The following is a 25,614-nucleotide window of genomic DNA, read 5'->3' as shown; positions in this document are numbered from 1 at the left end:
ACCGGATTCGCGTCTCAGCGTCCGCTCAGCGACGTGCGGGCAGCATGCCGGTTGTGTCACATCACCCTGCCCGCGCCGACTTCGCGACAGCCGCCTCCTGGGTGGCTCCGGTCGGCGCCCTCTTCTGGATCATCAAACTCGTCTCGACCGCGTTCGGCGAGGCCGCCTCCGACGGGCTGGCCAAGCAGAGCCCCGTGCTCGCGGTCGCCGTCGGCGGTCTGCTGCTCGTCGCGGCGCTGCTGTGGCAGCTGCGCACCCGCGGCTTCGTGCCGGTGCGCTACTGGACGGCCGTGGCGGCGGTCGCGGTCTTCGGGACCGTGCTGGCCGACGGCGTGCACGTCGTGCTCGGCTTCAGCTACCCCCTCACCAGCGTCCTGTATGCCGCGGCCACCGCCGCCGTCTTCTGGCTCTGGCACCGCACCGAGGGCACGCTGTCGATGCACGACATCAACACCACCCGCCGCGAGCTCTTCTACTGGGCCGCGGTCATGTGCACCTTCGCGCTCGGCACCGCGGTCGGTGACCTCACCGCCGCGACCCTGAAGCTCGGTTACTGGCCGTCGGTGGTGCTCTTCGCGGTCGCGATCGCCGTGCCCGCGATCGGCTGGCGGGTCACCGGGCGCCACGAGGTGTTCTGGTTCTGGTTCGCCTACGTGCTGACCCGGCCGCTCGGCGCATCGATCGCCGACGGCTTCGCCAAGCCGACGTCCGGCCCGCACGGGCTCGGCATCGGTGACTTCCCGGTCACCCTCGACCTCGGCATCGTCCTCGCCGTGCTGATCGCCGTCGCGCAGCGGGTGTATGTCGCCCAGACCCGCGACCAGCTCGAGCCCTCCGTGGAGGTGACCGCCCGATGATCACCCCACAAAGTCCTCCGCTCCTTCGTCGCTCCGGTGCTTTGCGGGGGCCCCGATGAGCGATCTCTCCTACCTCCAGTCGGTCACCATCGGAGCCCTGCAGGGCGTCACCGAACTCTTCCCGGTCTCCAGCCTCGGCCACTCGATCCTCGTGCCGGCCTGGATCGGCGGGTCCTGGAAGGACCTGGTCACCCAGCAGCAACAGTCGGGGCACACGCCGTTCCTGGCGTTCATCGTCGCGCTGCACGTGGCGACCGCGCTCGCGCTGATCGTCTGCTTCTGGCGTGACTGGCTGCGGGTCGTCCAGGGCCTGCTCGACATCGTGCGCCGCCGCGACCTGCACACCGCGCGGTCGCGCTACGCGCTGCTGCTGATTGTCGCGACCATCCCGGTCGGCATCGTCGGCCTGATCTTCGAAAAGCCTTTGCGCACAGCGTTTTCGACGCCGTTGGTCGCCGCGATCTTCCTGACCGTCAACGGCGGCGTGCTCGCCATCGCGGAGCTGCTGACGCGGGCGAGCGAGGCGTCATACCGGCGTCGCGCGGACCACGAACGCAACCTGTCGACGATGCCGTGGAGCGACGCGCTGATCATCGGCAGCTCGCAGATCCTCGCGCTGATGCCCGGCATCTCGCGGTCCGGTGTGACCATCTCGACCGGGCTGCTGCGCGGCTTCAGTCACGAGAAGGCGACCAAGTTTGCGCTGATGCTCGCCACGCCGGTGATCCTCGCGGCGGGCGTGCTGAAGATGCCGGAGCTCGCCGGGCCGGAGGCCTCCGGCATACACGGCCAGGTGATCGTCGGCATGCTCGTGGCGTTCGTCGCGGCGTTCGTGGCGACGAAGTTCCTGACCCGCTTCGTGCGCACGCACACGCTGTGGCCGTTCGTCGTCTACTGCCTGATCGCGGGGATCGCGAGCATCATCCGCTTCGCCTGACCGGCGGTGGCCGGGTGGACTTGTGCCACGAAAAGGGGACTTGTCACGTGCTGGAACACGTGACAAGTCCCCTTTGTGCGGACCAGATCGGCGTATGCCGGGGCTACTTGCCGATCGTCGCGGTGTCGATGACGTAGCGGTAGCGCACGTCCCCGGCCACGACCTTGTCGTAGGCGTCGTCGACCTCGTCGGCGGAGATCCGCTCGATGGTCGCGCCGATGCCGTGCTCCGCGCAGAAGTCGAGCATCTCCTGGGTGGCCGGGATGCCGCCGATCAGCGAGCCGGCAATCGCCTTGTCGCCGTGCACGAGCGACCCGGGCGTGATCGAGTAGGGCTTGGTGGGCAGCCCGACGTTGACCATCGCACCGAACGGCTTGAGCAGCCGCAGGTAGTCCTCCATCGGCAGGTCGGCGCTCACCGTGTTGAGGATCAGGTCGAAGGTGCCGGCGAGCTTGTCGAAGGTCTTCTCGTCCTTGGTCGACAGGTGGTCGACGGCGCCGTAGGACTTGGCGTCGGCGGACTTGTCGGTGCTGCGGGAGAGCACGGTGACCTCGGCGCCCATCGCCGCGGCGATCTTCACGCCCAGGTGGCCGAGGCCGCCCATGCCGACGACCGCGACCTTCGCGCCCTTGTCGGCGCCCCAGCGCTTCAGCGGGGCGTAGGTGGTGATGCCGGCGCAGAGCAGCGGGGCCGCCTCGTCGAGCTCGATGCCCTCCGGGATCGACAGCACGAACCGCTCGGAGGCGACGATCGCCTGGGCGTAGCCGCCCTGGGTGAGTTCGCCGTCATACCCCTCACTGGCGTAGGTGAAGACGGCGCCCTTCTCGCAGTATTGCTCGTTGCCGTTCTTGCACTGCTCGCACTCGCCGCACGAGTCGACCATGCAGCCGATGCCGACGCGGTCGCCGACCTTGTGGCGGGTGACGGCGGGGCCGACCTCGGTGACGATGCCGGCGATCTCGTGACCCGGCGTGAGCGGGAACGGGGTCAGGCCCCACTCCTCGCGGATGGTGTGGATGTCGGAGTGGCAGATGCCCGCCCACTTGATGTCGATGCGCACGTCGTCGTCGCGCAGATCGCGGCGCTCCAGCTCGATCGCACCGAACGGCTTTCCAGCGGCAGGCACGGACAATGCGGGTGTTGTGGTTGGCATAACCAAAGACAATACTCCTGGCGGGAGCGTTGGTGAAATCAGCCGATCGCGTTGGTAGCCAACGACATTCACCCTGACTTTCACCCCTTTGTATGACGGGAGTGACGCTCCTCACGGCGTGACTCGTCCGCGCTGGGGCGACTTGTCACGTGCCGGCCCGCTTGTCACGTCAGGGGCGACTTGTCACGTCAGAGTGGGACTTGTCACGTGCTACAGCACGTGACAAGTCCATCGAACGCGGACCAGTCGCGGGCGGGCCTGCCGTCATACGATCGGGCCGGGAGCATCCACGAAGATCCACGAGCATCCACCTCACGAGGAGCGGTGATGGCGAGTCTGGACGGAAGCAAGTACGACTACGTGATCGTGGGCGGCGGGGTCGCCGGCGCGTCGGCCGCGAAGGCGATCCGCGAGCGCGACGCGGAGGGCTCGGTGCTGGTGCTCGGGCTCGAACCCGACCCGCCGGTCTACCGCCCCGACCTGTCGAAGGGCCTGTGGCTGAGCGATCAGACCAAGCTCGCCGACATCTGGCTGATGGACGGCAAGGGTGCCGAGCTGCACACCAGCCTGCCGGTCACCGCGATCGACACCGAGGCGCACGAGGTGGAGATCGACGGCGGCGCGAAGGTCGGCTACGGCACGCTGCTGATCGCGACCGGCGCGCAGCCGCGCCACCTCGACCTGCCCGAGTCCGACCGGATCGTCTACTACCGCACGGTCGCCGACTACCGCCGGCTGCGGGAGCTGGCGACGGCCGGGTCGGCGGTCACCGTGGTCGGCGGCGGCTACATCGGCGCCGAACTCACCTCCGCCCTGGCCCAGAACGACGTCAAGGTCACGATGATCATCGAGGGCGAACTCGTGCAGCAGCACATGTTCCCCGCGTCGATCGCCGAGCTGGTGACCAAGGACTTCCGCGACCACGGCGTCGAGTTGCTGACCGGCACCAAGGTCGTGTCCGGTGAGGTCACCGGCGACACCGTCGCGGTGCGCACCCAGGACGGCAAGATGGTCGAGGGCGTCGCCGCGGTCGTCGGCATCGGCGTCGAACCGCGCACCAAGCTCGCGCAGGACTCCGGGCTCACCGTCGAGGGCGGCATCGTGGTCGACGACCGGCTGCGCACCAGCGCCGCGGACGTGTATGCCGCGGGCGACGACACCAGCTTTCCCGACCCGCTGCTCGGGCAGCGGCGGGTCGAGCACGTCGACAACGCCGAGACGATGGGCAAGGTCGCCGGCGAGAACATGGCCGGCGCCGACCAGCCCTACGACCACACGCCGTTCTTCTGGTCGGACCTGTTCGACAACGGTTACGAGGCGATCGGCGAGCTGTCGTCCGCGATGGACACGGTCGAGGACTGGAATGGCGAGCACACCGCTGCGGTCGTCTACTACCTGGCCGACGGCACGGTCCGCGGCGTACTGCTCTGGAACACCTGGGACAGCGTCGAGAAGGCGCGCGAGGTGATCGAGAAGTCCGGCAAGGGCGAACTTGGCAAGGACCAGCTGAGCGGCCTCATCCCGCCCGGTTAGTGCGCGTGCAGCGTGCCGTGCTCGTCACGTCGCCAACGACGACCCGCTGCATCCGCGAAGGTCAGCTCAGTCACCGTCCAGTCAGGCTTCTTCATGATCGGCCGGATTTCGCCGACGAGATGCCGAACCGGTCGTGGGAAGTCCCAGTGGTATTGCGTGTTGGTGCGCCTGACGAAGTAGCGGCCCGGTGGCACAACGTTCATTCTCAAGACCGGCTCTTCGCGGCCCGTCTTCGAGGTGCTGTGCACCAGCACGTCATAGACAGGTGTGCTGGCGCCATTGACGAGTTCCATGCCATCATCCCGGCCCTCGTCGTCCAGCCAGGTCGCCACCCAGGCGCACACCTTGCTCGGCTCCTCGCGTCGGGCAGCTTCGGCCGAGGCGACGTCTCGGCCGACCTCGATGGCGTACAGGCGTCGCGCGACAACCGCCGCTGCTATCGCGGCAACGAGCGCCCCTACTGACGCCCCCGCGCTGACCAGTGCTGCAAATGTCCCCATATTCGAACGATAGGGACTTCGCGGTGCCGAGCGGCGGTTAGTTGCCGAGCGATTGAGCTCAGTCCTCGCGGGTTCCGCGCCGGCCTGCGTCATACCCAGCATCCTGTGGGCGCTGCAGTGTCGGGGCATCCCCCTACGGTCGGAGTATGACGGCAGCCCCGCGCACCGCACTGGTCACCGCGAGCACGGCCGGCATCGGACGCGCGATCGCACAGCGCCTCATCACCGATGGCGTGTCGGTGACCGTGCACGGACGTGATCCCGAAGGCGCCGCGGCCACCGCCAGCGAGCTGGGCGCCGTTGGTGCCGTCGCCGCCGACGCGACCACCAGCGCGGGGCTCGACGTCCTGGGTGACTGGCTGCGGGCGCACCCGGTCGACATGCTGGTCAATGCGCTCGGGCCGTTCGCCGAGCACGACGTCGAGTCGGCACGACCGGAGGATTGGCTGGATGCCTACCGCGGCAACGTGGTCGGTGCAGTCGAGTTGGCGCGAATCGCGTTGCCGCACATGCGATCCGAAGGTTTCGGGCGGGTGATCTTCCTCGGCACGCGGGCCACCCGCACGCCGATCCCGACGATGATCGACTACTCGGCGGCCAAGGCCGCGCTCGCGAACGCGACGATCAGCCTGGCCCGGTCGGCGACCGCGCCCGGTGTCACCGTCAACATGGTCAGCCCTGGCGTGGTCCTGACGCCGAGCCTGCGGGCGATGTTCGCCGACCGGCCGGAGAACGCAGGGCGGACCTGGGAGGACATCGAACCGGAGGTGACCCGTGACTACGCGCCCAACCCGATGGGCCGACTCGGCCGGCCGGAGGACATTGCCGCCGCAGTGAGCTTCTTGTGCGGGACTGAGGCGTCATACATCAACGGGGTCAACTTGCCCGTGGACGGTGGCATCACGGGGGCCCACTGACTCCCGGACGAACTGATGCGGCGCCCGAAGCACCTCCCCAAGTGCCACGGACACCGCACCAGCGATCCCCCTCCGACGCTCGCGACGATGTGCAGTGCGAACCCCGAGTCCGCCGCATCCCGCGTGGCCCACCCCCCAGTGGCCACCTCGAGCGCCCTGCCGGTCTGCACCGGCCCCGACCGGTTTGTCCGACACCAGCAACCTTAGGAGCGGGGCGGCCGGGGTCGCTATGGGACCGAGACCGAAATTGGGCCCGGGCAGATCTCAGCCCAAGTCTCAGCAACCTCCGCTCTGTGCGATGCGTCCCTTCCTGTTTAGGGTTGTCCGGTGCGACCACTCGACGTGCTGCCCACCGAGTCCGCCATGCGCCGTGCACTGCGGCGAGCCCGTGACGGAGCGACCCTCAACACCGACGAGGCGGCGACGCTGCTCGCCGCGCGCGGTGCCGACCTCGACGACCTGTGCGCGAGCGCTGCGCGGGTGCGCGACGCCGGGCTCGAGGCCGCGGGCCGGCCCGGGGTCGTCACCTACTCCAAGAAGGTCTTCATCCCGCTGACCCGGCTGTGCCGGGACCGGTGCCACTACTGCACGTTCGTCACTGTGCCCGGCAAGCTCGCCGCCGCCGGTCACGGCGCCTATCTCGAGCCCGACGAGGTGCTGGAGATCGCGCGGCGCGGCGCCGAGCTCGGCTGCAAGGAGGCGCTCTTCACCCTCGGCGACCGGCCCGAGGACCGCTGGCCGGAGGCCGCGCAGTGGCTGGACGAGCGCGGCTACGACTCGACCCTGGACTACGTGCGGGCCATGGCGATCCGGGTGCTCGAGGAGACCGGACTGCTGCCGCACCTCAACCCCGGCGTGCTCAGCTGGGAGGAGATCGGCCGCCTCAAGCCGGTGTCGGCGTCGATGGGGATGATGCTCGAAACCACCTCGACGCGCCTGTTCACCGACAAGGGCGAGGCTCACTACGGCAGCCCCGACAAGGACCCCGAGGTGCGGCTGCGGGTCATCACCGACGCCGGCCGCCTCACCGTGCCGTTCACCACCGGCATCCTCGTCGGCATCGGCGAGACGCGCGCCGAGCGGGCCGATTCGATCCTCGCGATCCGCAAGGCGCACAAGGCATTTGGGCACGTGCAGGAAGTGATCGTGCAAAACTTCCGTGCCAAGCCCGACACCGCCATGCGGTACACGCCCGACGCCGGCCTCGACGAATACCGCGCCGCGATCGCGGTCACCCGGCTCGTGCTCGGCCCCGCCATGCGGGTGCAGGCGCCGCCCAACCTGGTCGACGCGGGCGAATGCGCCGCGCTGCTCGCGGCGGGCGTCGACGACTGGGGCGGCGTGTCCCCGCTGACCCCCGACCACGTCAACCCCGAGCGGCCGTGGCCCAACCTCGACGCGCTCGCCGAGATCTCGGCCGCCGCCGGCTTCACCCCCACCGAGCGCTCCGCGGCGCAACCGGAGTACGTCCTCGCCGGCGCACCCTGGATCGACCCGCGGGTGCGCCCGCACGTGGCGGCGCTCACCGACGAGGAGACCGGGCTGGCGCGGGCCGACGCCATACCGGCCGGACTGCCGTGGCAGGAGCCCGACCCCGAGTGGGAGTCCAGCGGCCGCACCGACCTGGCGACCTCGATCGACACCGAGGGCCGCAACACCCGGACTCGCAGCGACCTCGGCAGTGCGTTCGGCGACTGGGAGACGGTGCGCGAGCAGGTGCTTGCCGTGGCCGGACCGGCCAGGCTCGACTCGGACGTGAAGTCTGCGCTCGCGGCCGTCGAGAAGGACCCCGGCGGCGCGTCGGAGGCCGACTATCTGGCGCTCGCCCACGCGGCCGGCGATGGTCTGGAAGCCCTTGTGTCACTTGCGGATTCGCTGCGCAAGGAGGCCGCCGGCGACGACGTGACCTATGTCGTCAACCGCAACATCAACTTCACCAACATCTGCTACACCGGCTGCCGCTTCTGCGCGTTCGCGCAGCGCAAGGGCGACGCCGACGCGTTCACCCTGTCGATGACCGAGGTGGCCGACCGCGCGGAGGAAGCCGTCGCCGCGGGCGCCACCGAGGTGTGCATGCAGGGCGGCATCGACCCGGAGCTGCCGGCGACCGGGTATGCCGACCTGGTGCGCGCGGTGAAGGCGCGCGTGCCGCAGCTGCATGTGCACGCATTCAGCCCGATGGAGATCGTCAACGGCGCGTCGCGCCGCGGCATACCCGTGCGGGACTGGCTGATCGAGCTCAAGGACGCCGGCCTCGACACCATCCCCGGCACCGCGGCCGAGATCCTCGACGACGAGGTGCGCTGGATTCTCACCAAGGGCAAGCTGCCGACGAAGACGTGGGTCGAGGTGATCAGCACCGCCCACGAGGTCGGCATCCGATCGAGCTCGACGATGATGTACGGCCACGTCGACCAGCCGCGCCACTGGGTCGGGCACCTGCGGCTGATCGCCGAGATCCAAGACCGCACAGGCGGATTCACCGAGTTTGTGCCGCTGCCCTTCGTGCACCAGAGCTCGCCGATCTACCTCGCCGGCGCCGCCCGGCCCGGGCCCACCAAGCGGGACAACCGGGCCGTGCACGCGCTCGCCCGGGTGATGCTGCACGGGCGGATCCGCAACATCCAGACCAGCTGGGTCAAGCTCGGCGTCGCCGGCACCCAGATGATGTTGCGCGGCGGCGCCAACGACCTCGGCGGCACGCTGATGGAGGAGACGATCTCCCGGATGGCCGGGTCACAGCACGGGTCCGAGCTCACGGTGGCGCAGCTGCGGCAGATCGCCGGCGACATCGGCCGGCCCGCGCGCGAGCGGACCACGACGTATGGCGAGGCGCCCTCTCGCGTCTAGCACCGCCGGCCGCCGACAGTCACTGTCGACACCGGCCGTCGACACCCACCGGCGCCGCCCACTACTGCCGCCCACCGCCCGCCAACCGGGAGGGACTCGCCGCCCCACGAGTCCGTCCCGGGCCACGGTCGGTGGTGCGGGTCAGTCGTTCTTCGGCAGGATCTGCAGCAGGTCGCGGTGCAGGTCGGCCGCGGCGTCCAGGGCGCCGAAGCTGTCCTCGCGCACCGCACGCTCGATGAGCGCGTCGATCTGGGCCGCCAGCAGCGAGAACGGCGGGTCGAAGGTCCAGCCGAACTCCCGGTAGCGACGCTCGATCTGTTCGTTGCGCTCGAAGCGGATCTTCTCCAGCTCGTCGGCGTACGATCGCAGCGCCGGGTCGAACTGGCTCTGGTTGCGCAGGTCGTAACGGATGCGGTGCATCTGCCGGTTCTCCCGGAAGCTGCCCGCGATCGCGGCGGCCAGGCGTTCGGAGTAACTGGTGAGGTCGTGGGCCCCCTCCAGGTCCGCGGCGGCGAAGGTGTGGTTGCTGGAGAGCATCCGCACACACTCGGCGACGAGCGCGTCCTTGCTGCTGAAGTAGTAGTGCACCATCCCGTGCGAGAAGCGGGTGCGTCGCGCGACGTTGCGCACGGAGACGTGCGAATAGCCGTGCTCGCTCCAGGTCTGCAACGCGGCGACGGCCAGGTCGTGCCGACGCCCACGGTGGGTGGCGCTGTCGTGCGGCTGGCTTTCCGAGTCGACGGAAGTTTCGAGGGAAATGGGGGGCGCTCGTCGAGGTCACCTTCATAGTTTTGCACGCACGCCTGGGTGGATCGTGTACTGCGGTGCAACGAAATTGCCGCGATTTAGCAGGCCATGTGTCAAGATTTTCGCGGAGGCCTTTCATATCCCTTCAGTTCCCTTCAGATCTCCGCGCCGGCCGCTCCGCACCGGCGCGATCACGCCTCGCCGGACCGCACTAGGGTGCGATGGCGTGACGGGTGAGGTCGAGTTGCGGCCGGTGGCCTTTGCGGTGCTCGGAGTCGTCGCGGAGGGCCCGACCCACGGCTTCGCCGCCGCCGCCCTCTTCGCCGCGGGCGGCGAGCTCGGGCGCGTATGGCGGTTGCCGCGCCCGGTCATCTACCGGGAGCTGGCGCGCCTCGGCGAGGCCGGTCTGGTGCGCGAGGTCGGCGTCGAGACCGGCGGCCCCGGCCCGAGCCGGGTCGTCGTGGAGATCACGCCCGCAGGCCGGGAGGCGCTCGACCGGTGGCTGCTGCAACCGGTGCACCGCGCCCGGGAGGTGCGGGACGCCCTGCTGCTCAAGCTCGCGCTCCTGCACCGTCGCGGCAGCGACCCCGGCCCGTTGCTCGCCGGGCAGCGCGCGGTCTTCGAGGACCGGGTGCGGGCCCTGGAGGAGGCGGTCGACGCCGCACCGGCCGACGACTTCGAGCGCACGCTGCTGCTCTGGCGGCTCGCGTCGACGCGGTCGGCGCTGGACTTTCTCGCCGCAGTCGGGGCTCCCGTCATACGACATGAGGGCGAGTAGTAACACTGCGACTAGTTGGCTGATAGGTTCGTCCCACATGAGCGCCCTCACCCGTCGCGGCCTGTTCGGACTGACCGTGCTCGGCGGTGTGTCGGCGCTGACGGCCTGCGGGTCGTCCGGCAGCGACGGATCGGGGGCGTCGCCGTCCGCCCCGGCCGCAGCCGGTGCGTCGGGTGGTCCGACCGGCTCCGGCCGGGTCAACGTGCTGTACGCCGGGTCGCTCGTCAACCTGATGGAGAAGCAACTCGGCCCCGCCTTTGCCACGGCGACCGGCTACACGTTCGCCGGATTCGGGGCCGGCTCGACGGCGCTCGCGGCCCAGATCAAGGGCAAGGTGCGCAAGGCCGACGTCTTCGTCAGCGCCAGCCCGAAGGCGGACGAGGCGCTCATGGGTGCGGGCAACGGCGACTGGGTGCGCTGGTACGTCACCTACGCCAACTCGCCGCTCGTGCTCGGCTACAACCCCCGCAGCACGTTCGTCGACGAGATCAAGACCGGTCCATGGTATGACGCGATCACCCGCGACGGCGTCCGCGTCGGGACGACCGACCCCAAGACCGACCCGAAGGGCAAGCTCGCCGCGCAGGCGCTCGCCGACACCGGGAAGCAGCACCCGAAGCTGCTCGACATCGCGCGGGACGACAAGACGATCTTCCCCGAGGAGACGCTCGTCGCCGACCTGCAGTCGGGTCAGCTGGACGCAGGCTTCTTCTACTCCAGCGAGGCCAAGGCGGCCGGGATCCCGACGGTTCCGCTCGCCGGCGTCTCGTTGCAGGCGACCTACACCGTCACCGTGCTGAAGGACGCGCCGAACGCCGCCGGGGCGGAGGCGTTCGTGACCTACCTGCTCGGCCCGGCCGGCACCACCGTGCTGCGGCAGGACGGTTACGAGCTGACCACCCCGCCGAAGGTGACCGGCACCGGCGTGCCGGCGGCGATCCGCAAGGTCATCGGCGCCTGAGCCGCCCGCCGTGCCATCCTCCCGTCCCATGACCGGTCGCCGCGCTCGCGCGCTTGATGCTCGCCCGCTCGGCTGGCTCGGCGCGCTGCTCGCGCTCTACCTGGCCGTGCCACTCGGGGCCTTCCTGCTGCGCTTCGCCACCACCGGCGACGACCGCGGGTTCGGCGAGCCTGGCCTCTGGGACGCCGCGCGCACGTCGGCGGTCTCCGCGACCATCTCCGCGGCGATCGTGCTCGTGCTCGGGGTGCCACTCGGCTACTGGCTGGCGCACGCCCGCGGGCCGCTGCAGCGCGTCGTCGGCATGCTCGTGCAACTGCCGCTCGCGCTGCCGCCGGTGATGAGCGGCATCGTGCTGATCTACCTTGTCGGGCCCTACACCTGGCTCGGCGAGCGCTTCGGCGGCAGGCTCACCGACTCCCTCGCCGGGGTGATCATCGCGCAGACGTTTGTGGCCGCGCCGTTCCTGGTGATCGCTGCCCGGTCGGCGTTCGCAGCGGTCGATCCGGAGCTGGACGACATCGCCGCGACGCTCGGGCACCGCCCGCTCGCCCGTTTCGCGCGGGTCGACCTGCGGATCGCGGCCCCCGCCATACGAGCGGGGCTGTTGCTGACTTGGCTGCGCGCGATCGGCGAGTACGGCGCGACGGTGCTGCTCGCCTACCACCCCTACACGCTGCCGGTCTTCACCGCGGTGCAGTTTCAGTCGACCGGGATCCCCTCCACGCAGGCGCCGACCGCGGTCGCGTTGGGCACGGCCGCAATCGTGTTGCTGGCGGCCGGTTTTCGGCTGCCACGCCGACTCCGGGGCCGTATGACGCAGGCCGCGTCCGTGCCGGAGCCGACCCATCCGCCCGCGGTCGCGCCGGCTGCGCTCAGCTTCGATCTCGACACGCGCGTCGGCGACTTCCACCTGCGGATGGCGCACCAGGCGCGGAGCAGCCGGGTGGCGGTGCTCGGTGCCTCGGGGGCCGGGAAATCGATGCTGCTGCGGGCACTCGCCGGGTTGCTGGGCCCGGACGTCGGCACGGTGCGCTGCGGCCCCGACGATCTGTCGCGGGTGCCGGTCGAGCAGCGCCAGCTGGGTTATGTCCCTCAGCGGCACGGCCTGTTGCCGGACCGAACAGCTTGGCAGCAGGCGACTTTCGGGGTGCGCGCCGACGGGGGTGTCGCCGCGTGGTGGTTCGAGACGCTGCGACTGCAGGGCCTGCACTCCCGGCTGCCCGACCAGTTGTCGGGCGGTCAGCGGCAGCGGGTCGGCCTGGCGGCCGCGCTCAGCCAGACCCCGCGTCTGGTGCTGCTCGACGAGCCGTTCACGGCATTGGACGCCCCCGTCCGGCAGGAGCTGGTGACCGAGCTGCGCAGGCTGCAGCGACGCGACGCGCTCTCGACCGTCGTCGTCACGCACGACCCGCAGGAGGCGGCCATGCTCGCCGACGAGTTGCTGGTCGTCGCCGACGGCCGCATCGTCCAATCGGGTTCGGTGCGTGAGGTTTTCGACGCTCCGGCATCCCCGCAGGTGGCCCGTCTGCTGGGCATCGAGAACGTCCTCGAAGGTGTCGCGGACGGCGGCGAGCTGGTGGCCGGTGCGGTGCAGTTGCCGGTGCGGACCTGGCTGCCCGCGGGCACTCCGTTGACGTGGTGCGTCGCACCTCAGGACGTGCTGCTCGGCACCTCAGGGGTGGCGGCGACCGTCGTGGACGTCGCGGACGTGGGCACGTCGGTGCTGGTCGACGTGGAGCTCGAGGGCGGCCCCGCCCTGCGTGCGCGGTGCGCGACGAACTCCCCGGCGGCCCGACTTGCGGCCGGTGCCCCGGTGTCGGTCGACTTCCGTGCGGACAGCGTCACGGTCTGGCCGCAGGCGGCCTCGGCGCTGGACAACGCACTCAGGTAGTCGGCGAATCCGCCTGGTGCCCGGCCGATTCGGCGCCCGGAGGTGATCACCGGGTCCGACCCGTCGGCGTGTATGACGAATCCGGCACTCCTCAGTCTGCGCACCAGGAGCACGTCCTCGTCGTGTGCCACCGAGGGGAAGCCGCCGACCGCGTCGTAGGCCGATGCCCGGAAGCCGAGGTTTGCGCCGTGCACGTGCCGGTGGCCGTCGTGGTCGTCGTGGCGCTCGCGCCAGGCGCGGAGCAGGTCGGCGGGGAGGTCGGCCGCGTCGGGTTCGACCCGGCCGAGCACGAGGTCGGCGCCGTCCCGGGCGTGGTCCAGCTGGCGGGTGAGCCAGCCTGCCGGCACGACGCTGTCGGCGTCGGTGCAGGCGACCCAGACCTGGGACGGCTCGGCCGTGGCCGCCGCCCGGGCTCGTGCGACGCCGAGCCGGCGCGCGTGACCGACCGAGCCGCTCGCGGATTCGACGACCTGCGCCCCGGCGGAGATGGCGATCGCGGCGGTGTCGTCGGTGCACGCGTCGGCGACGACGACACAGACGGTGCGCACGCCGTGCCGTCGTTCGGCGTCTCGGCGGGCGACGTTCAATGCCGCGATCGCCCTTGCCACCAAAGCGGATTCGTCGCGGGCGGGGATCACGATCAGCGCCTCGGCGACGGTCATGCCGTGGGATCCGGCAGGCACTCGGCGGCGCAGTGGATGACGATCTCGACGTCGCGGTCGCGATAGACGGCCGAAACCGGCGGCAGCTGCGCGGCCGCGAACGCCGCGTGCACGGCGTCCGCGTCGAGCGGCCACCCGTCGATCGGGTGCCGCCAGTGCGCCAACGCCACGACGCCGTCGTCGGTGAGCAGCTCGCCGATGCGATCGATCGTGCCGCGGAGCGCGTCGGGACTGAGGAAGTAGCCGATCTCCGAGCACACGACGAGGTCGAAGGTCTCCCCGTCCGGGAGGTCGGCCGGGGTGCTGCCATATCTGACGCGCACGTGTGCGTCGGTCACGCGGGCGCGGGCCGCGGCGACCGCGGTCTGTGCGCTGTCGAGCGCCTCGAGTGCGTCGGAGCGCCTGGCGAGCTCGCCAGTGAGCACGCCTGTGGAACAACCGATTTCGAGGGTCCGAGCGAAGCGTGCTCGCGGCAGCATGCCCAGCAGGATCTGCCGTTTGCGCGCTTCGTACCAGCGGGTGTCCGCGCCCCAGGGTTCGCCGGCGTCGCGATGCAGTTGCTCGAGGCGGTCGTCGGTCCCGAGCTCCGACCGGATGAAGAGCTCCGTCATACCGGTGAAGTGCTCGAGGAAGTCCGGCAGCAGGATCGGCTCGTCACCGGGCTCCTTGGACAACGGTTGGAGCTGGCTGCAGTGCGCGGCGATGGCGGCCAATTTGGCTGAGTGCGCGTCGGTTTCGAGGTCGAGGCCGACCAGTTTGCCTTCGGGCAGGGTGCTCGGCAGCCCGACGTGGCGGAACCAGATCGGATATTCCAGCAGCTGGCTGTCGGTGCGGTGGGCGGCGATTGCGGCGGCTCGCCCCGCGGCTTCATGGTCGGGGTGGCCGTCGTGCCGGTAGGGCGCGACGATCAGCGTCCGGCGGGGGTCACGTGGGTCGCCGAGCCGGCGTACGAGGGCGGTGACGATCTCGTCCGACGCCTGCCGGACCTCGCCGTCCGGGATCTGACCGACGGTGACCGCGCCGTAGGGCAGTCCGAGCGCGGATGCGGCGTGGCGGGCCTCCACCCGGCGCAGCGTCGCGAGGATCGACCGGTCGTGGGTGGACGAGTGCGGATGCGAGCCCTCGCCGGCCGTCAGGATCACCACCTCGACCGGCAGCCGGCGCGCTGCGGCGGTTGCGATGAGGCCGCCGGCGCCGAGGCTCTCGTCGTCCGGATGGGCGGCAACGACCAGCACCCGGTCGATCCCGTCGAAGTCGACCTGCTCGTCGGGGTCGGTCGACCAGTGGGCGGCGGGTGTGCCGGGTTCGTCGTGCCGGAAGGTCGCGGTCATGGTTGGCCGCCTCGGTCGGCCGGCGCGGTGCTGGCGTGCACGGCGGCGCCGAGGGCGGCGAGGTCCCGCTCGGCATGGTGCTGCCGCACGTAGAGGCGCAGATCGCTGACGCGCTGCGCGTAGTCGCGGTCGAGCGCCAGCGGGGCGGGTCCCATCGCGTGATCGGCGATGCGGAGCACTTCCTCGGCGATCTGTGCGCACTGCGCTCGCACCCGCAGGGCCAGCATCTCCGGCGTGGTTTCCATGCTGCCGTCGACCTGGGTGGCGGCGGCCTGCAGCATCGTGTCGCCCGACCAGATCAGCAGGTCGAGCTGCCCGAGGTGGAGCTGGGCGATTTGGTCGGGTGCGCGGCGGCGTCGTCGTACCTGATCGGCGATGGCGCGGGCGGCGCCGAACCAGATGACCGCCACTCCCATGCCGCCCCAGGCAAATCCGGGGCGGTCGAGATACCAGTGCGCGGGGCCGACCGGCCGGGCCGGCAGGCCGCGGGCCTCGATCGCGACGCTCGTCACCTCCGGCAGGCCGTGCGCGACCCAGCCGGATCCGTCAGCCGGCGTGACGCGCTCGTCGCGCAGGTCGATCGCGAAGAGTCCGCGGGTGTCGTCGTCCAGCCAGGCGGTGACGAGGGCGCGGTCGAGTCGGTCGGCGAGCGAGCACCACGGCTTGTGGCCGTCGAGCACCCAGGCGTCGCCACTGGCGGAGCGGGAGGCGCACAGCCTGCCGCCGGGTCCTTCGGCGGCGAAGACGCCCCAGCTGCCGGTGGCGTCGAAGTCGTCGGTGAGATAGCCGTCCCGACGGGCCTGCACGAGGATCGCCGCGGCGTCGAGGTGGGGCTCGACGGTGCGGGCGACGGTCAGGTCGGTCTCGCCGAGCACGGCCAGCGCACCCCACAGCTCCGCGGTGCGTCCGTCGCCGGGGACCGGAAGGGTGTGGCCGAGCTGCTCGGCGAGATCGAGTGCCGCGGCCACCCGGTCGGGGCTGTCGGCAGCGGACCGGGCGGCGTCGCGGATCGCCTCGGTGGTCGCGGGGGGTGCGACCGCGGGCGGGTCCTGCGGCAACGGGTCGGGCGGCAACGGGTCGTCCGGCATCGGCAGGATGGACGAACTGGCAGACATGCTGGGTGCCTACCCGTTCCGGTCCGGTTCACACCCCGGCGGTTCGGAGTGGGCACGCGACCCGAGAGGACCCGATGACCGCACCGCTCGATCCCTACCTGCAAGGCCTGCGCGACAAGGTCGGTCAGGACCTGCTCTGGCTGTCGGGGGTGACGGCGGTGGTGTTGCGGGACGGCGCGGCCGGGCCGGAGGTGCTGTTGGTGCGCCGGGCCGACAACGGCGCGTGGACGCCGGTCACCGGGATCGTCGACCCGGGCGAGGATGTCGACACTGCCGCGGTGCGCGAGATTCGTGAGGAGACAACCCTGTCCGCGGTGGTCGAGCGGGTTGTCTGGGTGCTCGCGCTGCCGGTCACGACCTACCCGAACGGTGACGTCTGCCAGTTCCTCGACACGACCGTGCTTTGCCGGGTGACCGGTGGGGAGGCGCGGATCGGTGACGCGGAGTCGACCGCTGTCGGGTGGTTCCCGGTGACGGAGTTGCCCGTCACGTCACCGCGGATGCGTCGGCAGATCGAGTATGCCGCGAGTGGCGATCACGCCGTGCTCTTCGGCATGGAGGGCCGCCGGCCGGGCGGCGCGTAGCGGCGGACTTCTCCGTCGGTGGCCCCATCTGACGGGGCTCACTAGTGCTCATCGGAGGTCATCCGGCCCACTAGCGCCGGCCGGTCGGCGCTTCGATCGGCGCCGAGCCGCTCCGAGTGCTGGTCGGAGTAGCCCGAGGCGCCGCTTGCCCGCTGTTCGAGTAGGTCGAGCCGTGTCCTCACGCTGATCGAGTAGGCCGAGCCCCACCCCACGCTGTTCGAGTAGCCCGACCTCTCTCCACGCTGTTCGAGTAGGCCAAGCCCTTGCCACGCTGGTCGAATAGCCGAGCCGTTTCCTCATGCTGATCGAGTAGGCCGAGCCGCTAGGCGAGGCCGTATCGAGATCAGCTGTCCTTCAGTCGGCGGGTTGGGTGGTGTAGGTGTGTCCGGCGGGGCTGGTCCAAGCGCACACACCGTCGGGGGTCATGGTGACGGCCCAGCCGGCTTCGTGTTTCGCGCGGTGGTGGTGCCGGCACAGGCACTGCAGGTTGTGTGCCGCGGTCGGCCCGTTCGGATAGGCGGTGACGTGGTCGAGGTCGGTGAGCTTTGCCGGTCGGGTGCAGCCGGGGAACCGGCAGTGCTGGTCGCGGGCGCGCACGAACCGCGCTAACCGGGCGCCCGGGGTGTACGTCTGATTGGCGGTTTCGGCGACCGTGCCGGTCTCGGCATCCACGAGGGCACGGGTGATCTTGGTGCCGAGCAGGCTGGTGAGTTCGCGGATGGCATCGGCGGGGATGACGCCGACGCCGGGCACCTGGACGTCGCCAAGGTGATAGCGCGCCGGCACTGGGTCCTCGGCAAAGACGGGCACGATTCCCCGCCGATGGATTCGCGGTGGGTCAGTGGAGCGCACCGAATCAGTGGAGCGTGCAGGATCGGTGGAGTGTGCAGGATCCGCCGATGGCGCTGGATCGGGCGGTGGCCGGGTGCCAGTGCGGAGTGCGGCTTCGAGGAGCATCGCTTGGAGTTGGCGTTCGGCCTCACTGATCGGGCGGTAGCTGCCGAGGTCGACGACTGTTCGGTGGGGCGAGAGCGTGTACTCAGGCGGATCGGGCGGTCGCACCTTCGACGTCCACGCGCCGACGGTCTCGGGTGTCGCGCCGTTCGCTGCTGGGTCGTTGATGGTGCTCGGCCGGTCGAGCACGCCAACGCCACCGCCCGCGCCCGTCGCATCACCCGTGCCGGTGCTGTTATCCGTGCCCGTCGCGTCACTCGTGCCCGTGGCGTCGTGCGGGCCGTGCGGTTCGGTCACGCCCGCGCCAGCGCCGTTTCCGGCGCTCGTGTTTGCGGCAGTGATGGCGTCGGCATGGAAGGGGACGTGCAAGACCAGTTCGGTGGTCACCTGCGCGTCGGACAGGAGCAGGTCCGTCAGGGCGTCGACGCGGCACTCGCCGAGGCTCTTGCTGGCAGTAGTCGAGCCGTGGAGCACGCGGGCGTGGGTGTTCACCGCGGCCATGACTTTCGCCGCGTCCAACGACGGCAGGACGGCGGTGAGCATGGACATGCCCGGCTCCCAATGGGGTTCGACGGTCACGTTGGTGCAGTCGCGCCGCCGCGCCGTTGCCGCTTGATCGGCTGCGATGGGTGCGTGCCGCACCAGCAAACGTTGGGTGCGCCGCCGGAGTTTCGTCGAGGTGGATGTCTCCGGGGCACTGGCCAGGATCTCGGCCTCGACGATCGCGGCGAGGTCGCCCGGACAATCAGCCGCCTCGGCCGTATCGGGTGCCTCAGGTGTGCCGGGTGCTCCGGGTATGTCGGTTGCGGGGATTGCGTCGGCCAGGGCGTCGCTGACCGCGACCACCTTCCGCGACTCCAACTCGCCGGTCCCGGCGTGGTGGAGCAGCAGCGGCGTGTGACGCACACTCTCGACAGCTTGGGTCAGTCGCAGGCTGGTTTGCCGGTCGGTCCACCCCAACCGGGCACCGACTTCTAACGGTGTCCACGTGTCGGGGCTTTCCGGGTGCTTGTCGTATTCACGCCGCGCGAGTTGCTCCAGCCGCAGGGTTTGGGTGGCCCAGGCGGAGTTCTGCACCCGCTGCGTGGCCAGCACCTGGTCGAGGAGTTGGTCGTCTGAGAGACCCGACGCATCACCTCGTGCGCTGGCGGTGTCGTCGCGGGCCTTGTCGAACGCGGCGCGCAGCAGCGTCTGCGCTGCCTCCAGGAGTTCTCTCGTGGTGGCAGCGGCGATCACCTGATCGGTGAGTGCTCGCTGCAGGTGCGACATACCAATACCATACACCTGTTCGAATGAACTGGGAAGGGTTCAAGGTGCCGAATGTTCAGTGTTTTCAGTGTGATTCGTGGGATTCGGCAGGTTGTCAGGGTGGGTGGGATGGTGTTGCGTGGCGGGGTGGGTGGTCTCGATACGGGCTCCCCCGCTTCGCTCCTCCGCCCTACTCGACCACCGAAAGGGACTTCGCTGCTTTGCCCTACTCGACCAGCGTCAGGGGGCTGTATCTGTTCGGTCGCGGTCGGCACGATCAGGTGAGTGGCGAGATCACTGAGCGGGGCGAGGGGCCGCGTGAGCGGCCCTATGAAGCGAAGCGGAGCGCTAGCGGAGCGAAGCGGAGTGAGGCCGCGAGGGCGGTCCCTCGTCCCGCGGTCCCACCCGGGGTCGCACAGCACAATCAGGTGCGTGGCGCCATCACCGAGCGGGACGACCCGGGGTGGTCTCGATACGGGCTCCCCCGCTTCGCTCCTCCGCCCTACTCGACCAGCGCCCAGGGTTATGTCCGCGTGGGGTGGTCTCGATAGGGGCTCCTCCGCTTCGCTCCTCCGCCCTACTCGACCAGCCCAGAGGGCTTCGCTCCCTCGCCCTACTCGACCACCGTCAGAAGCTCCCCGTGCCCTACTCCGCCCGCACGAACTCCGCCCGATAACGCACGTGGTCCTCCGACTCGACAATCCGCCGCAGCGCGACGTCATCCGCCGCGAACGCCTCGATCTCCGCGGGCGTGAGGCACCAGGGCGGCCCTTGGTCGAGCGGGGTGCCGGTGGGCAGGTTGACACCGATCACCAGCAGCGTCCCGCCGGGCGCAACCAGTGACCTCACCGCCGCCGTTGCACGAGCGCGCACCTGCCCGCGCGGCATCGACTGCACGGTCATCACCTCGGCGACGAGATCGAAGGCGCCGATCCACTCGGCCGGCAACTCGAAGAGGTCCGCCACCCGGTAGTCGACCGCGCTCTTCGGGTGCGCCTCACGAACCGCCCGCACCGCCGTCGGCGAAACGTCGAAACCCGTTGTGGCATAACCGTATGACGCCAGCAACTCCGAGTCCCAGCCCGGCCCGACGCCGGGCACCATCGCCGACCTGCCCGCACCGTCGGGCGACCCCCCGCGCTCGAGCTCCCAGTCCTCCGCCCAATCCAGCAGCATCGGATGCGGACCCCCGCGGGCCCATGGGACGACTGCTTCGCCGCGACTGGCGGCGTCATACAACGGCTCGAACCAGCCGGTCGGGTCGCCGGCGGCCACCGCCTCGCGCGCCAGTCGCAGGGTCGCCTCGTCCTGATCGGGTACGCCGGGGTTGGTCGCCATACCTGCAGCCTCCCACTCGGCCGCGGCGGATGCAGCAGGATGGCGGGGTGACCGGACGAGTGCAGCGCATCGGTAGTCGTAATGCGACCTTCCAGCAGTGGCAGGCGCTGCTCGACAACCGCACCAAGCGGCACCGCTCGGCGCAGTTCGTCGTGCAGGGCGTGAGGCCGATTTCCATTGCGCTGCAACAAGGTTGGGACTTCGCGGCTCTGCTGCGCCCGACCGGCGCCCGGCCGAGCGACTGGGCCGATCAGGTATGGCGGGACGCTCCGGGCGACCGCTACGAGCTCGCGCCGGACCTGCTCGCCGAGCTCGCCGAACGCGACTCCGACGAACCTCCCGAGCTGGTCGCGATCGTCCGGATGCCGCCCGACGACCTCGATCGCCTCGCGGTGCCGGACCCGCTGATCACCGTGTTCGACCGGCCCACGCAACCGGGCAACCTCGGCACGCTGCTGCGGTCGATCGACGCGTTCGGCGGCACGGGTCTCGTCGTGTCCGGGCACGCCGCGGACCCCTATGACCCGCGCACCGTGCGAGCCAGCACCGGTTCGATCTTCGCGGTGCCGACGGTGCGGGTGAGTGCGGCCGCTGAAGTGCTCGACTGGGTTGCAGCACAACGAGATTCAGGCACGGCATACACGATCTACGGCACCGATGAGGGCGGCGAGAGCGATCTGCGCAAGGTCGACCTGACCGGTCCGACGGTGCTGGTGATCGGCAACGAGACCCGCGGTCTCAGCCGAGCCTGGCGCGACGCCGTCGACGGCGTCGTCAGCATCCCGATGGTCGGCACCGCCAGCTCGCTCAACGCCGCGACCGCCGGGTCGATCGTGCTGCACGAGGCGCTGCGACAGCGCAGTCAGTCGTCCGACGGGATCGGCGCGAACGACAAGCTGGCCAGGTAGAGCTGCTCTCCTGACTCGTCGTCGCTGCGGGCGATCCAGCGGTCCTGCAGCTGCCGGATCTCGGTGACCAGCTGCAGCGCGTCGGCCCTGGTCAGGCGTAATCCGGCGGAGGACTGGTGGGCGGGCACCTTGGGTGGGCCGGGGCTGGCGTCCCCCAGGGCGCGCGTGCCGCGCTCGGGTGTCGGAGCGTGGATCCGCAGATCGCCGCTGACCACCCAGGCGGGCGCGGCGGCGACCAATGCGCGCGTGAGTTCGTCATTCACCCGGTGCATGCCGCGTGCGAAGTAGTCGTAGGGCAGTGCCTGCGCCGGTATGACGAATTCGGTTGCGATCGCTCGGTATCGCTTGATCGCCCGGCCCTTGCGCGGCGTCTCGGACGCGATCTCGAGCACGCCTGCGTCATACAACGAACGCACCCAGTAGTGCGTGCGCTGCACCGACTCGTCCAGCCTGGCCGCGGCTTCGGACACCGAGTGCTCGCCGTGGATGAAGGGGGCCAGGAAATCGGCAGCGCGGTCACGGACCAACGCGCGCACCATGTCCGGATCGGTGACTCGCACCTACTCAGAATATGGGGTAGTGATCGAAGTAGGTCGCCGTCTAGCTTTCTCGTTCGTGGGGATTCTCGATATATCGCGTATGCCGCAGGCCGTCGTCGGCCGGCTGATGCGCTGGACCCGATGGCAGCTGCACTTCTGGCGGATGACCTGGCACGCCGCACCGTGGCTGACCGCGGTGGGCGTCCTGCTCGTCGTCCTGCGCGGCGTCGGTGTCTGGTTGACGATCTACGCCAGCGGGCGGCTCGTCCAGCAGCTCGGTGACCGCTCCGGCGACGTCTGGGTCTGGCTGGCGCTGCTCGGTATGGGCATCGCGCTCGAGCCGCTGGCCGCCGCCTGGCTGGAGAGCGTCGTCGCGGGCATCCAGGAGCGATTCAGCCGGCAGCAGGTGCTGCTCGTGGCCGATGCAGCGCTCGCCCCGCACGGCATCGAGCATCTGGAAAACCCGGAGAAGGCAGCACGATTCAGCGATATCGAGGATTACCTGCGCGGCATGTTCGGGGTCAATGCGATGAACGCGGTCTGGTCGGTCATCGGCTACGGCAGCATCGGCGTCGCCGGTTTCGTCGCCGTAGCGCAATGGTCCTGGTGGGCCGCGCTGATCGCGCTGGTCGCCTATCGCGCGACGGCCGTGACCTGGACGGCATACCTGGACGTGCTCCTGCGGGACCTCGTCGAGGACGGCAGCCTCGGCCGGCGGCAGGCTGACTACCTGCGCTCCTTGCCGCTGGAACGTGCCGGCGGCAAGGAGATCCGGCTCTTCGGGCTGACTCCGTGGATCCTGCGCCGCTACCACGAGGTGTGGGCGGCCGCCTTCGTCGGCATCTGGCAGCGGCGGTCGAAAGCACTGCGACCGGCGCTGGCCGGCTCGGTAGCGGCGATGGTGCTGCTCGCCGCCTGCTACGTCTGGGCCGGCCGCGACGCCTGGAGCGGCACGATGTCGGCCGCAACACTGGTCGTGGTCATGCAGGGGCTGGTGCAGCTGGCCGGCCTCGGGCCCCTGGGCGACTACAACGTGCAGGCGATCCGGGCGCGCTTCTACGAGAACGAGATCCGTGAGTTGCGGACGTCATACGGGCTGCCGCCAACGCTGCACGACGACCCGGACTCCACGGCCGTCGTGCCCGCGACCGGCGCGGTGGCGGTCGACTTCACCGACGTCGGCTTCACCTACCCGTCGCGCGCCGAGCCGGTCTTCACCGGTCTCGACCTGCACGTCCCGGCTGGCCAGTCCGTGGCGATCGTCGGCGTCAACGGCGTCGGCAAGTCGACGCTGATCAAGCTGCTGTGCGGGCTCTATCCGGCGGACCACGGCACGGTGCGGGTGGACGGGAGGGACCCGGCGACGGACGAGGCAGCGCGCCGCAAGGTCGCGACGATCTTCCAGGAGTTCGTCCGCTATCACCTGACCCTGCGGGAGAACGTCGCCCTGCCGCTGCTCGCCGCGAACGCCGGAGCCGAACCCGCTGCCGACGCCGCGGGCGATCCCACGCCGGCAGCCGACCGCGCCCTGCACGCCGCCGCCGGCGCCGATGTGCTCGGCCGGGTCGGCGGTGACTGGGACACCATCCTCGAGCCCGGATATGACGGTGGCACAGAGCTTTCCGGCGGCCAGTGGCAGCGGGTGGCGATCGCGCGTGCCCTCCTCGCGGTCGACGCGGGTGCCGGCGTGCTGGTGCTGGACGAGCCGACCGCCGCGCTGGACGTGCGGGCCGAGGCCGAGATCTTCAGCCGCTTCCTGGAGGTGACGCGGGGCGTGACCACGATCCTCGTCAGCCACCGGCTGTCCAGCGTGCGTCACGCCGATCGCATCGTCGTGCTCGGGCCGGAGGGCGTGGTGCAGGACGGATCACACGACGAGTTGCTCAACTCCGGGGGAGCCTACGCAGAGATGTTCCGGCTCCAGGCCTCGCGCTTCGAAAAGGCCTCGGGTGACGACGAATTCGTCGAGGTGAGCAGCTGATGCGCTATCACCTGCAGTCCATCGCGTTGATCCTGCGCACGTCGTGGCAGGTCAACCGAGGAGCGACCGTCGTCGCCTTCGTCGAGGCACTCGGCCGGGTCTTCGAATACCTCATGCCCCTCTTCGTCGGCCTGGCCGTCACCGGCCTGGTCGACCACCGGCAGTCGCTGCTCGTCCTCGGCCTGCTCGGCGCGATCGGTGGCCAGGCGTTCAGCGCGCTGCTCGGCATCGCCGGGGTGCAGGCCCGCGTCGGGCTCAACGAGCGGATCGGTCACCGGCTCGACGCCGAGATCGCCGGGATCAGCGGTGGCGCCCCGACCCTCGATCACCTGCAGGACCCGCAATACCAGGACCAGATGCACGCACTCCGCGAACGCATGGGCGCCCTTGGTATGGCGTACAACTCACTCGTCAACACGGTCAACAACCTGGTCGGGCCGATCACCACGCTGGTCGTCGCCGCGACCGCCGACCTGCGCCTCCTGCTGTTGCTGCTGATCGCGGTGCCCGCGTCTTTCGGGGCCCGTGCGACCGTGCGGTGGGAGCAGCAGGCCGAGGACGAGTCCGCGGAGGCGGGCCGGCGCAGCAAGCACCTCGCCGATCTGACGGTGTCGCCGGTGCCCGCGTCGGAGCTGCGCGTCTTCGGGGCGCGCCGGCTGGTGCGCGGGCTGCTCGCCATACAGTCCGGGCAGTGGCGAAAACCGTTCACCCGCGCGGTGATCCACGGATCGGTGCTGCAGACCGTGATCACTGCCGTCTACGTCGCGGGGTCGGTCGCGGTGCTCGCCTGGCTGGTGCGCGACGCGCTCGACGGGCGCGTCGGACCCGGCCGGGTCGCGACCGCCGTGCTCGTCGTCGGGCAGCTGCGGGAGGCGGTGAGCAACCTGCAGCACGGCGTGCACTTCCTGGCTCAGACGCTGCGCACCGTCGGGCGCTTCCGCTGGCTCGGTGCGTATGGCGAGCGCGTGACCGCGGCCCATCCGGGCTCGGCCGCGGCGCCGGCCGCGCTCACCGATGGTCTGACTCTCGACCACGTCACCTTCCGCTACCCGGGCGCCGAGCGCGACGCGCTGCGCGACGTGAGCCTGCACCTGCCGGCGGGCGAGGTCGTCGCCGTCGTGGGCGAGAACGGTGCCGGAAAGTCAACGTTGATAGGCCTGCTCACCGGCATGTACGACGTGACGGACGGCCGCGTGCTGGTCGACGGCACCGACCTGACCGAGCTCTCGCTGGACGACTGGCGCGCGCGGTGCGCGGGCGCGTTCCAGGACCACCTGCGGCTGGAGCTGACCGCGCGCGAGTCGATCGGGGTGGGCGGCATACGGGACGGGGAGCTGCCGGGTGACGACGCCATCCACGCCGCGCTCGAGGATGCCGCCGCCTCCGACGTCCTCCGGGCGCTCCCGGCCGGGCTCGACACCCAGCTCGGGCCGTCCTGGCCGGGCGGCGTCGACCTGTCCGGCGGCCAGTGGCAGCGCCTCGCGATCGGTCGCGCGATGCTGCGGGAGGCGCCGCTGCTGCTGGTGCTCGACGAACCGACGTCCGCGCTCGACCCGGCGACCGAGCACGCGCTCTTCGACCGGTATGCCGCAGCGGCCCGCGAAACCAGCCGCGCCGGCGGAGTGACGATCGTGGTGACCCACCGCTTCTCGACCGTGGCGTCCGCGGATCGTGTCGTGGTGCTCGCGGGTGGGCGGGTCGCCGAGGAGGGCACGCACGCCGAACTCATGGCCAAGGGCGGTCACTACGCCGAGCTCTACGGTCTGCAGGCGGCCGGCTACCGGTGAGCCCGCGGGCCGGAGCCGTGCGGCGGGGGCGCGGTCACCCACT

The 25,614-nt window shown here is 70.5% G+C and carries 20 protein-coding genes and 1 pseudogene; 12 read left to right on the top strand and 9 right to left on the bottom strand.

From position 1 onward, the window contains the following. Positions 1-53 precede the first annotated feature (53 nt). Positions 54-857 (top strand): COG4705 family protein, encoded by an 804-nt coding sequence (locus HJ588_RS03635; protein WP_212755270.1) that lies wholly within the window; start codon positions 54-56, stop codon positions 855-857. A 55-nt stretch (positions 858-912) separates the two neighbouring features. Then, the gene (locus HJ588_RS03630; RefSeq protein ID WP_171152028.1) at positions 913-1,794 is read left to right on the top strand and encodes an undecaprenyl-diphosphate phosphatase; all 882 of its coding nucleotides are present in this window, start codon (positions 913-915) and stop codon (positions 1,792-1,794) included. A gap of 103 nt (positions 1,795-1,897) precedes the next feature. Here the strand turns inward: HJ588_RS03630 and HJ588_RS03625 are convergent, their stop codons facing one another. Then, positions 1,898-2,947 carry an NAD(P)-dependent alcohol dehydrogenase gene (locus HJ588_RS03625; RefSeq protein ID WP_171152026.1) on the bottom strand — a complete coding sequence of 350 codons (1,050 nt, stop codon included), beginning with the start codon at positions 2,945-2,947 and terminating at the stop codon, positions 1,898-1,900. 327 nt (positions 2,948-3,274) lie between these two features. On the opposite strand from HJ588_RS03625, the gene HJ588_RS03620 reads away from it, so the two are divergent. Beyond that, positions 3,275-4,480 (top strand): NAD(P)/FAD-dependent oxidoreductase, encoded by a 1,206-nt coding sequence (locus HJ588_RS03620; RefSeq protein WP_171152024.1) that lies wholly within the window; start codon positions 3,275-3,277, stop codon positions 4,478-4,480. Here the strand turns inward: HJ588_RS03620 and HJ588_RS03615 are convergent. Continuing rightward, positions 4,477-4,980 (bottom strand): hypothetical protein, encoded by a 504-nt coding sequence (locus HJ588_RS03615; protein ID WP_171152022.1) that lies wholly within the window; start codon positions 4,978-4,980, stop codon positions 4,477-4,479. The two genes, HJ588_RS03620 and HJ588_RS03615, sit on opposite strands and share 4 nt — an antisense overlap. 146 nt (positions 4,981-5,126) lie before the next feature. Here HJ588_RS03615 and HJ588_RS03610 point away from each other — a divergent pair, with 146 nt between their 5' ends. After that, positions 5,127-5,897: an SDR family oxidoreductase gene (locus tag HJ588_RS03610; RefSeq protein WP_171152021.1), complete on the top strand. Its 771-nt coding sequence runs from the start codon at positions 5,127-5,129 to the stop codon at positions 5,895-5,897. Between the two features lie 327 nt (positions 5,898-6,224). Further along, positions 6,225-8,747 (top strand): bifunctional FO biosynthesis protein CofGH, encoded by a 2,523-nt coding sequence (locus tag HJ588_RS03605; RefSeq protein WP_343036580.1) that lies wholly within the window; start codon positions 6,225-6,227, stop codon positions 8,745-8,747. A 141-nt stretch (positions 8,748-8,888) separates the two neighbouring features. Here HJ588_RS03605 and HJ588_RS03600 read toward each other — a convergent pair whose 3' ends face one another. Further along, complete coding sequence (locus HJ588_RS03600; RefSeq protein ID WP_171152019.1) at positions 8,889-9,416, bottom strand: TetR/AcrR family transcriptional regulator; 528 nt, start codon at positions 9,414-9,416, stop codon at positions 8,889-8,891. A gap of 304 nt (positions 9,417-9,720) precedes the next feature. Here HJ588_RS03600 and HJ588_RS03595 point away from each other — a divergent pair, with 304 nt between their 5' ends. Genes HJ588_RS03595 through HJ588_RS03585 form a run of 3 tightly spaced genes read left to right on the top strand, consistent with a single transcriptional unit; the run spans position 9,721 to position 13,124 of the window. Further along, positions 9,721-10,272, top strand: a complete 552-nt coding sequence (locus HJ588_RS03595; RefSeq protein ID WP_212755269.1) for a PadR family transcriptional regulator — start codon at positions 9,721-9,723, stop codon at positions 10,270-10,272. A 37-nt stretch (positions 10,273-10,309) separates the two neighbouring features. Then, positions 10,310-11,233, top strand: coding sequence for an extracellular solute-binding protein (locus HJ588_RS03590; protein ID WP_171152015.1), 924 nt, complete (start codon positions 10,310-10,312; stop codon positions 11,231-11,233). A 28-nt stretch (positions 11,234-11,261) separates the two neighbouring features. Beyond that, complete coding sequence (locus tag HJ588_RS03585; RefSeq protein WP_171152013.1) at positions 11,262-13,124, top strand: ABC transporter ATP-binding protein/permease; 1,863 nt, start codon at positions 11,262-11,264, stop codon at positions 13,122-13,124. 284 nt (positions 13,125-13,408) lie between these two features. Here the strand turns inward: HJ588_RS03585 and HJ588_RS19240 are convergent. From HJ588_RS19240 to HJ588_RS03575, 3 genes and pseudogenes are all read right to left on the bottom strand, one after another. Then, positions 13,409-13,786 (bottom strand): annotated as a pseudogene (locus HJ588_RS19240) (glycosyltransferase); the annotation flags it as partial. Then, entirely contained in the window at positions 13,783-15,117 is a 1,335-nt protein-coding gene (locus HJ588_RS03580; protein WP_171152011.1) for a bifunctional PIG-L family deacetylase/class I SAM-dependent methyltransferase, read from the bottom strand. The gene HJ588_RS03580 and the pseudogene HJ588_RS19240, both read right to left, overlap by 4 nt. Beyond that, positions 15,114-16,232: an acyl-CoA/acyl-ACP dehydrogenase gene (locus HJ588_RS03575; RefSeq protein ID WP_171152009.1), complete on the bottom strand. Its 1,119-nt coding sequence runs from the start codon at positions 16,230-16,232 to the stop codon at positions 15,114-15,116. Before HJ588_RS03575 ends, HJ588_RS03580 begins: the two co-directional genes overlap by 4 nt. Positions 16,233-16,306: 74 nt before the next feature. On the opposite strand from HJ588_RS03575, the gene HJ588_RS03570 reads away from it, so the two are divergent. Further along, positions 16,307-16,816 (top strand): NUDIX hydrolase, encoded by a 510-nt coding sequence (locus tag HJ588_RS03570; protein ID WP_171152007.1) that lies wholly within the window; start codon positions 16,307-16,309, stop codon positions 16,814-16,816. Between the two features lie 354 nt (positions 16,817-17,170). Here HJ588_RS03570 and HJ588_RS03565 read toward each other — a convergent pair whose 3' ends face one another. Together HJ588_RS03565 and HJ588_RS03560 are read right to left on the bottom strand one after the other, a co-directional pair. Then, positions 17,171-19,039, bottom strand: a complete 1,869-nt coding sequence (locus tag HJ588_RS03565; RefSeq protein ID WP_171152005.1) for an HNH endonuclease signature motif containing protein — start codon at positions 19,037-19,039, stop codon at positions 17,171-17,173. 624 nt (positions 19,040-19,663) lie between these two features. Then, on the bottom strand, positions 19,664-20,356 hold the full coding sequence (locus HJ588_RS03560; RefSeq protein WP_171152002.1) for a class I SAM-dependent methyltransferase: 693 nt from the start codon (positions 20,354-20,356) through the stop codon (positions 19,664-19,666). Between the two features lie 47 nt (positions 20,357-20,403). Here HJ588_RS03560 and HJ588_RS03555 point away from each other — a divergent pair, with 47 nt between their 5' ends. Beyond that, positions 20,404-21,264 carry a TrmH family RNA methyltransferase gene (locus HJ588_RS03555; RefSeq protein ID WP_343036579.1) on the top strand — a complete coding sequence of 287 codons (861 nt, stop codon included), beginning with the start codon at positions 20,404-20,406 and terminating at the stop codon, positions 21,262-21,264. On the opposite strand, the gene HJ588_RS03550 is transcribed toward HJ588_RS03555, so the two are convergent. Further along, positions 21,219-21,824 (bottom strand): hypothetical protein, encoded by a 606-nt coding sequence (locus HJ588_RS03550; protein WP_171151997.1) that lies wholly within the window; start codon positions 21,822-21,824, stop codon positions 21,219-21,221. The two genes, HJ588_RS03555 and HJ588_RS03550, sit on opposite strands and share 46 nt — an antisense overlap. A 79-nt stretch (positions 21,825-21,903) precedes the next feature. On the opposite strand from HJ588_RS03550, the gene HJ588_RS03545 reads away from it, so the two are divergent. Together HJ588_RS03545 and HJ588_RS03540 are read left to right on the top strand one after the other, a co-directional pair. Beyond that, positions 21,904-23,784: an ABC transporter ATP-binding protein gene (locus HJ588_RS03545; protein ID WP_171151995.1), complete on the top strand. Its 1,881-nt coding sequence runs from the start codon at positions 21,904-21,906 to the stop codon at positions 23,782-23,784. Beyond that, positions 23,784-25,571, top strand: a complete 1,788-nt coding sequence (locus tag HJ588_RS03540; protein ID WP_171151993.1) for an ABC transporter ATP-binding protein — start codon at positions 23,784-23,786, stop codon at positions 25,569-25,571. The genes HJ588_RS03545 and HJ588_RS03540 overlap by 1 nt, the downstream gene beginning before the upstream one ends. Positions 25,572-25,614 lie beyond the last annotated feature (43 nt).

The sequence above is a fragment of the Flexivirga aerilata genome, from assembly GCF_013002715.1.
GTDB lineage: Bacteria > Actinomycetota > Actinomycetes > Actinomycetales > Dermatophilaceae > Flexivirga > Flexivirga aerilata.
This window is presented reverse-complemented; position numbering and strand designations above follow the sequence as displayed.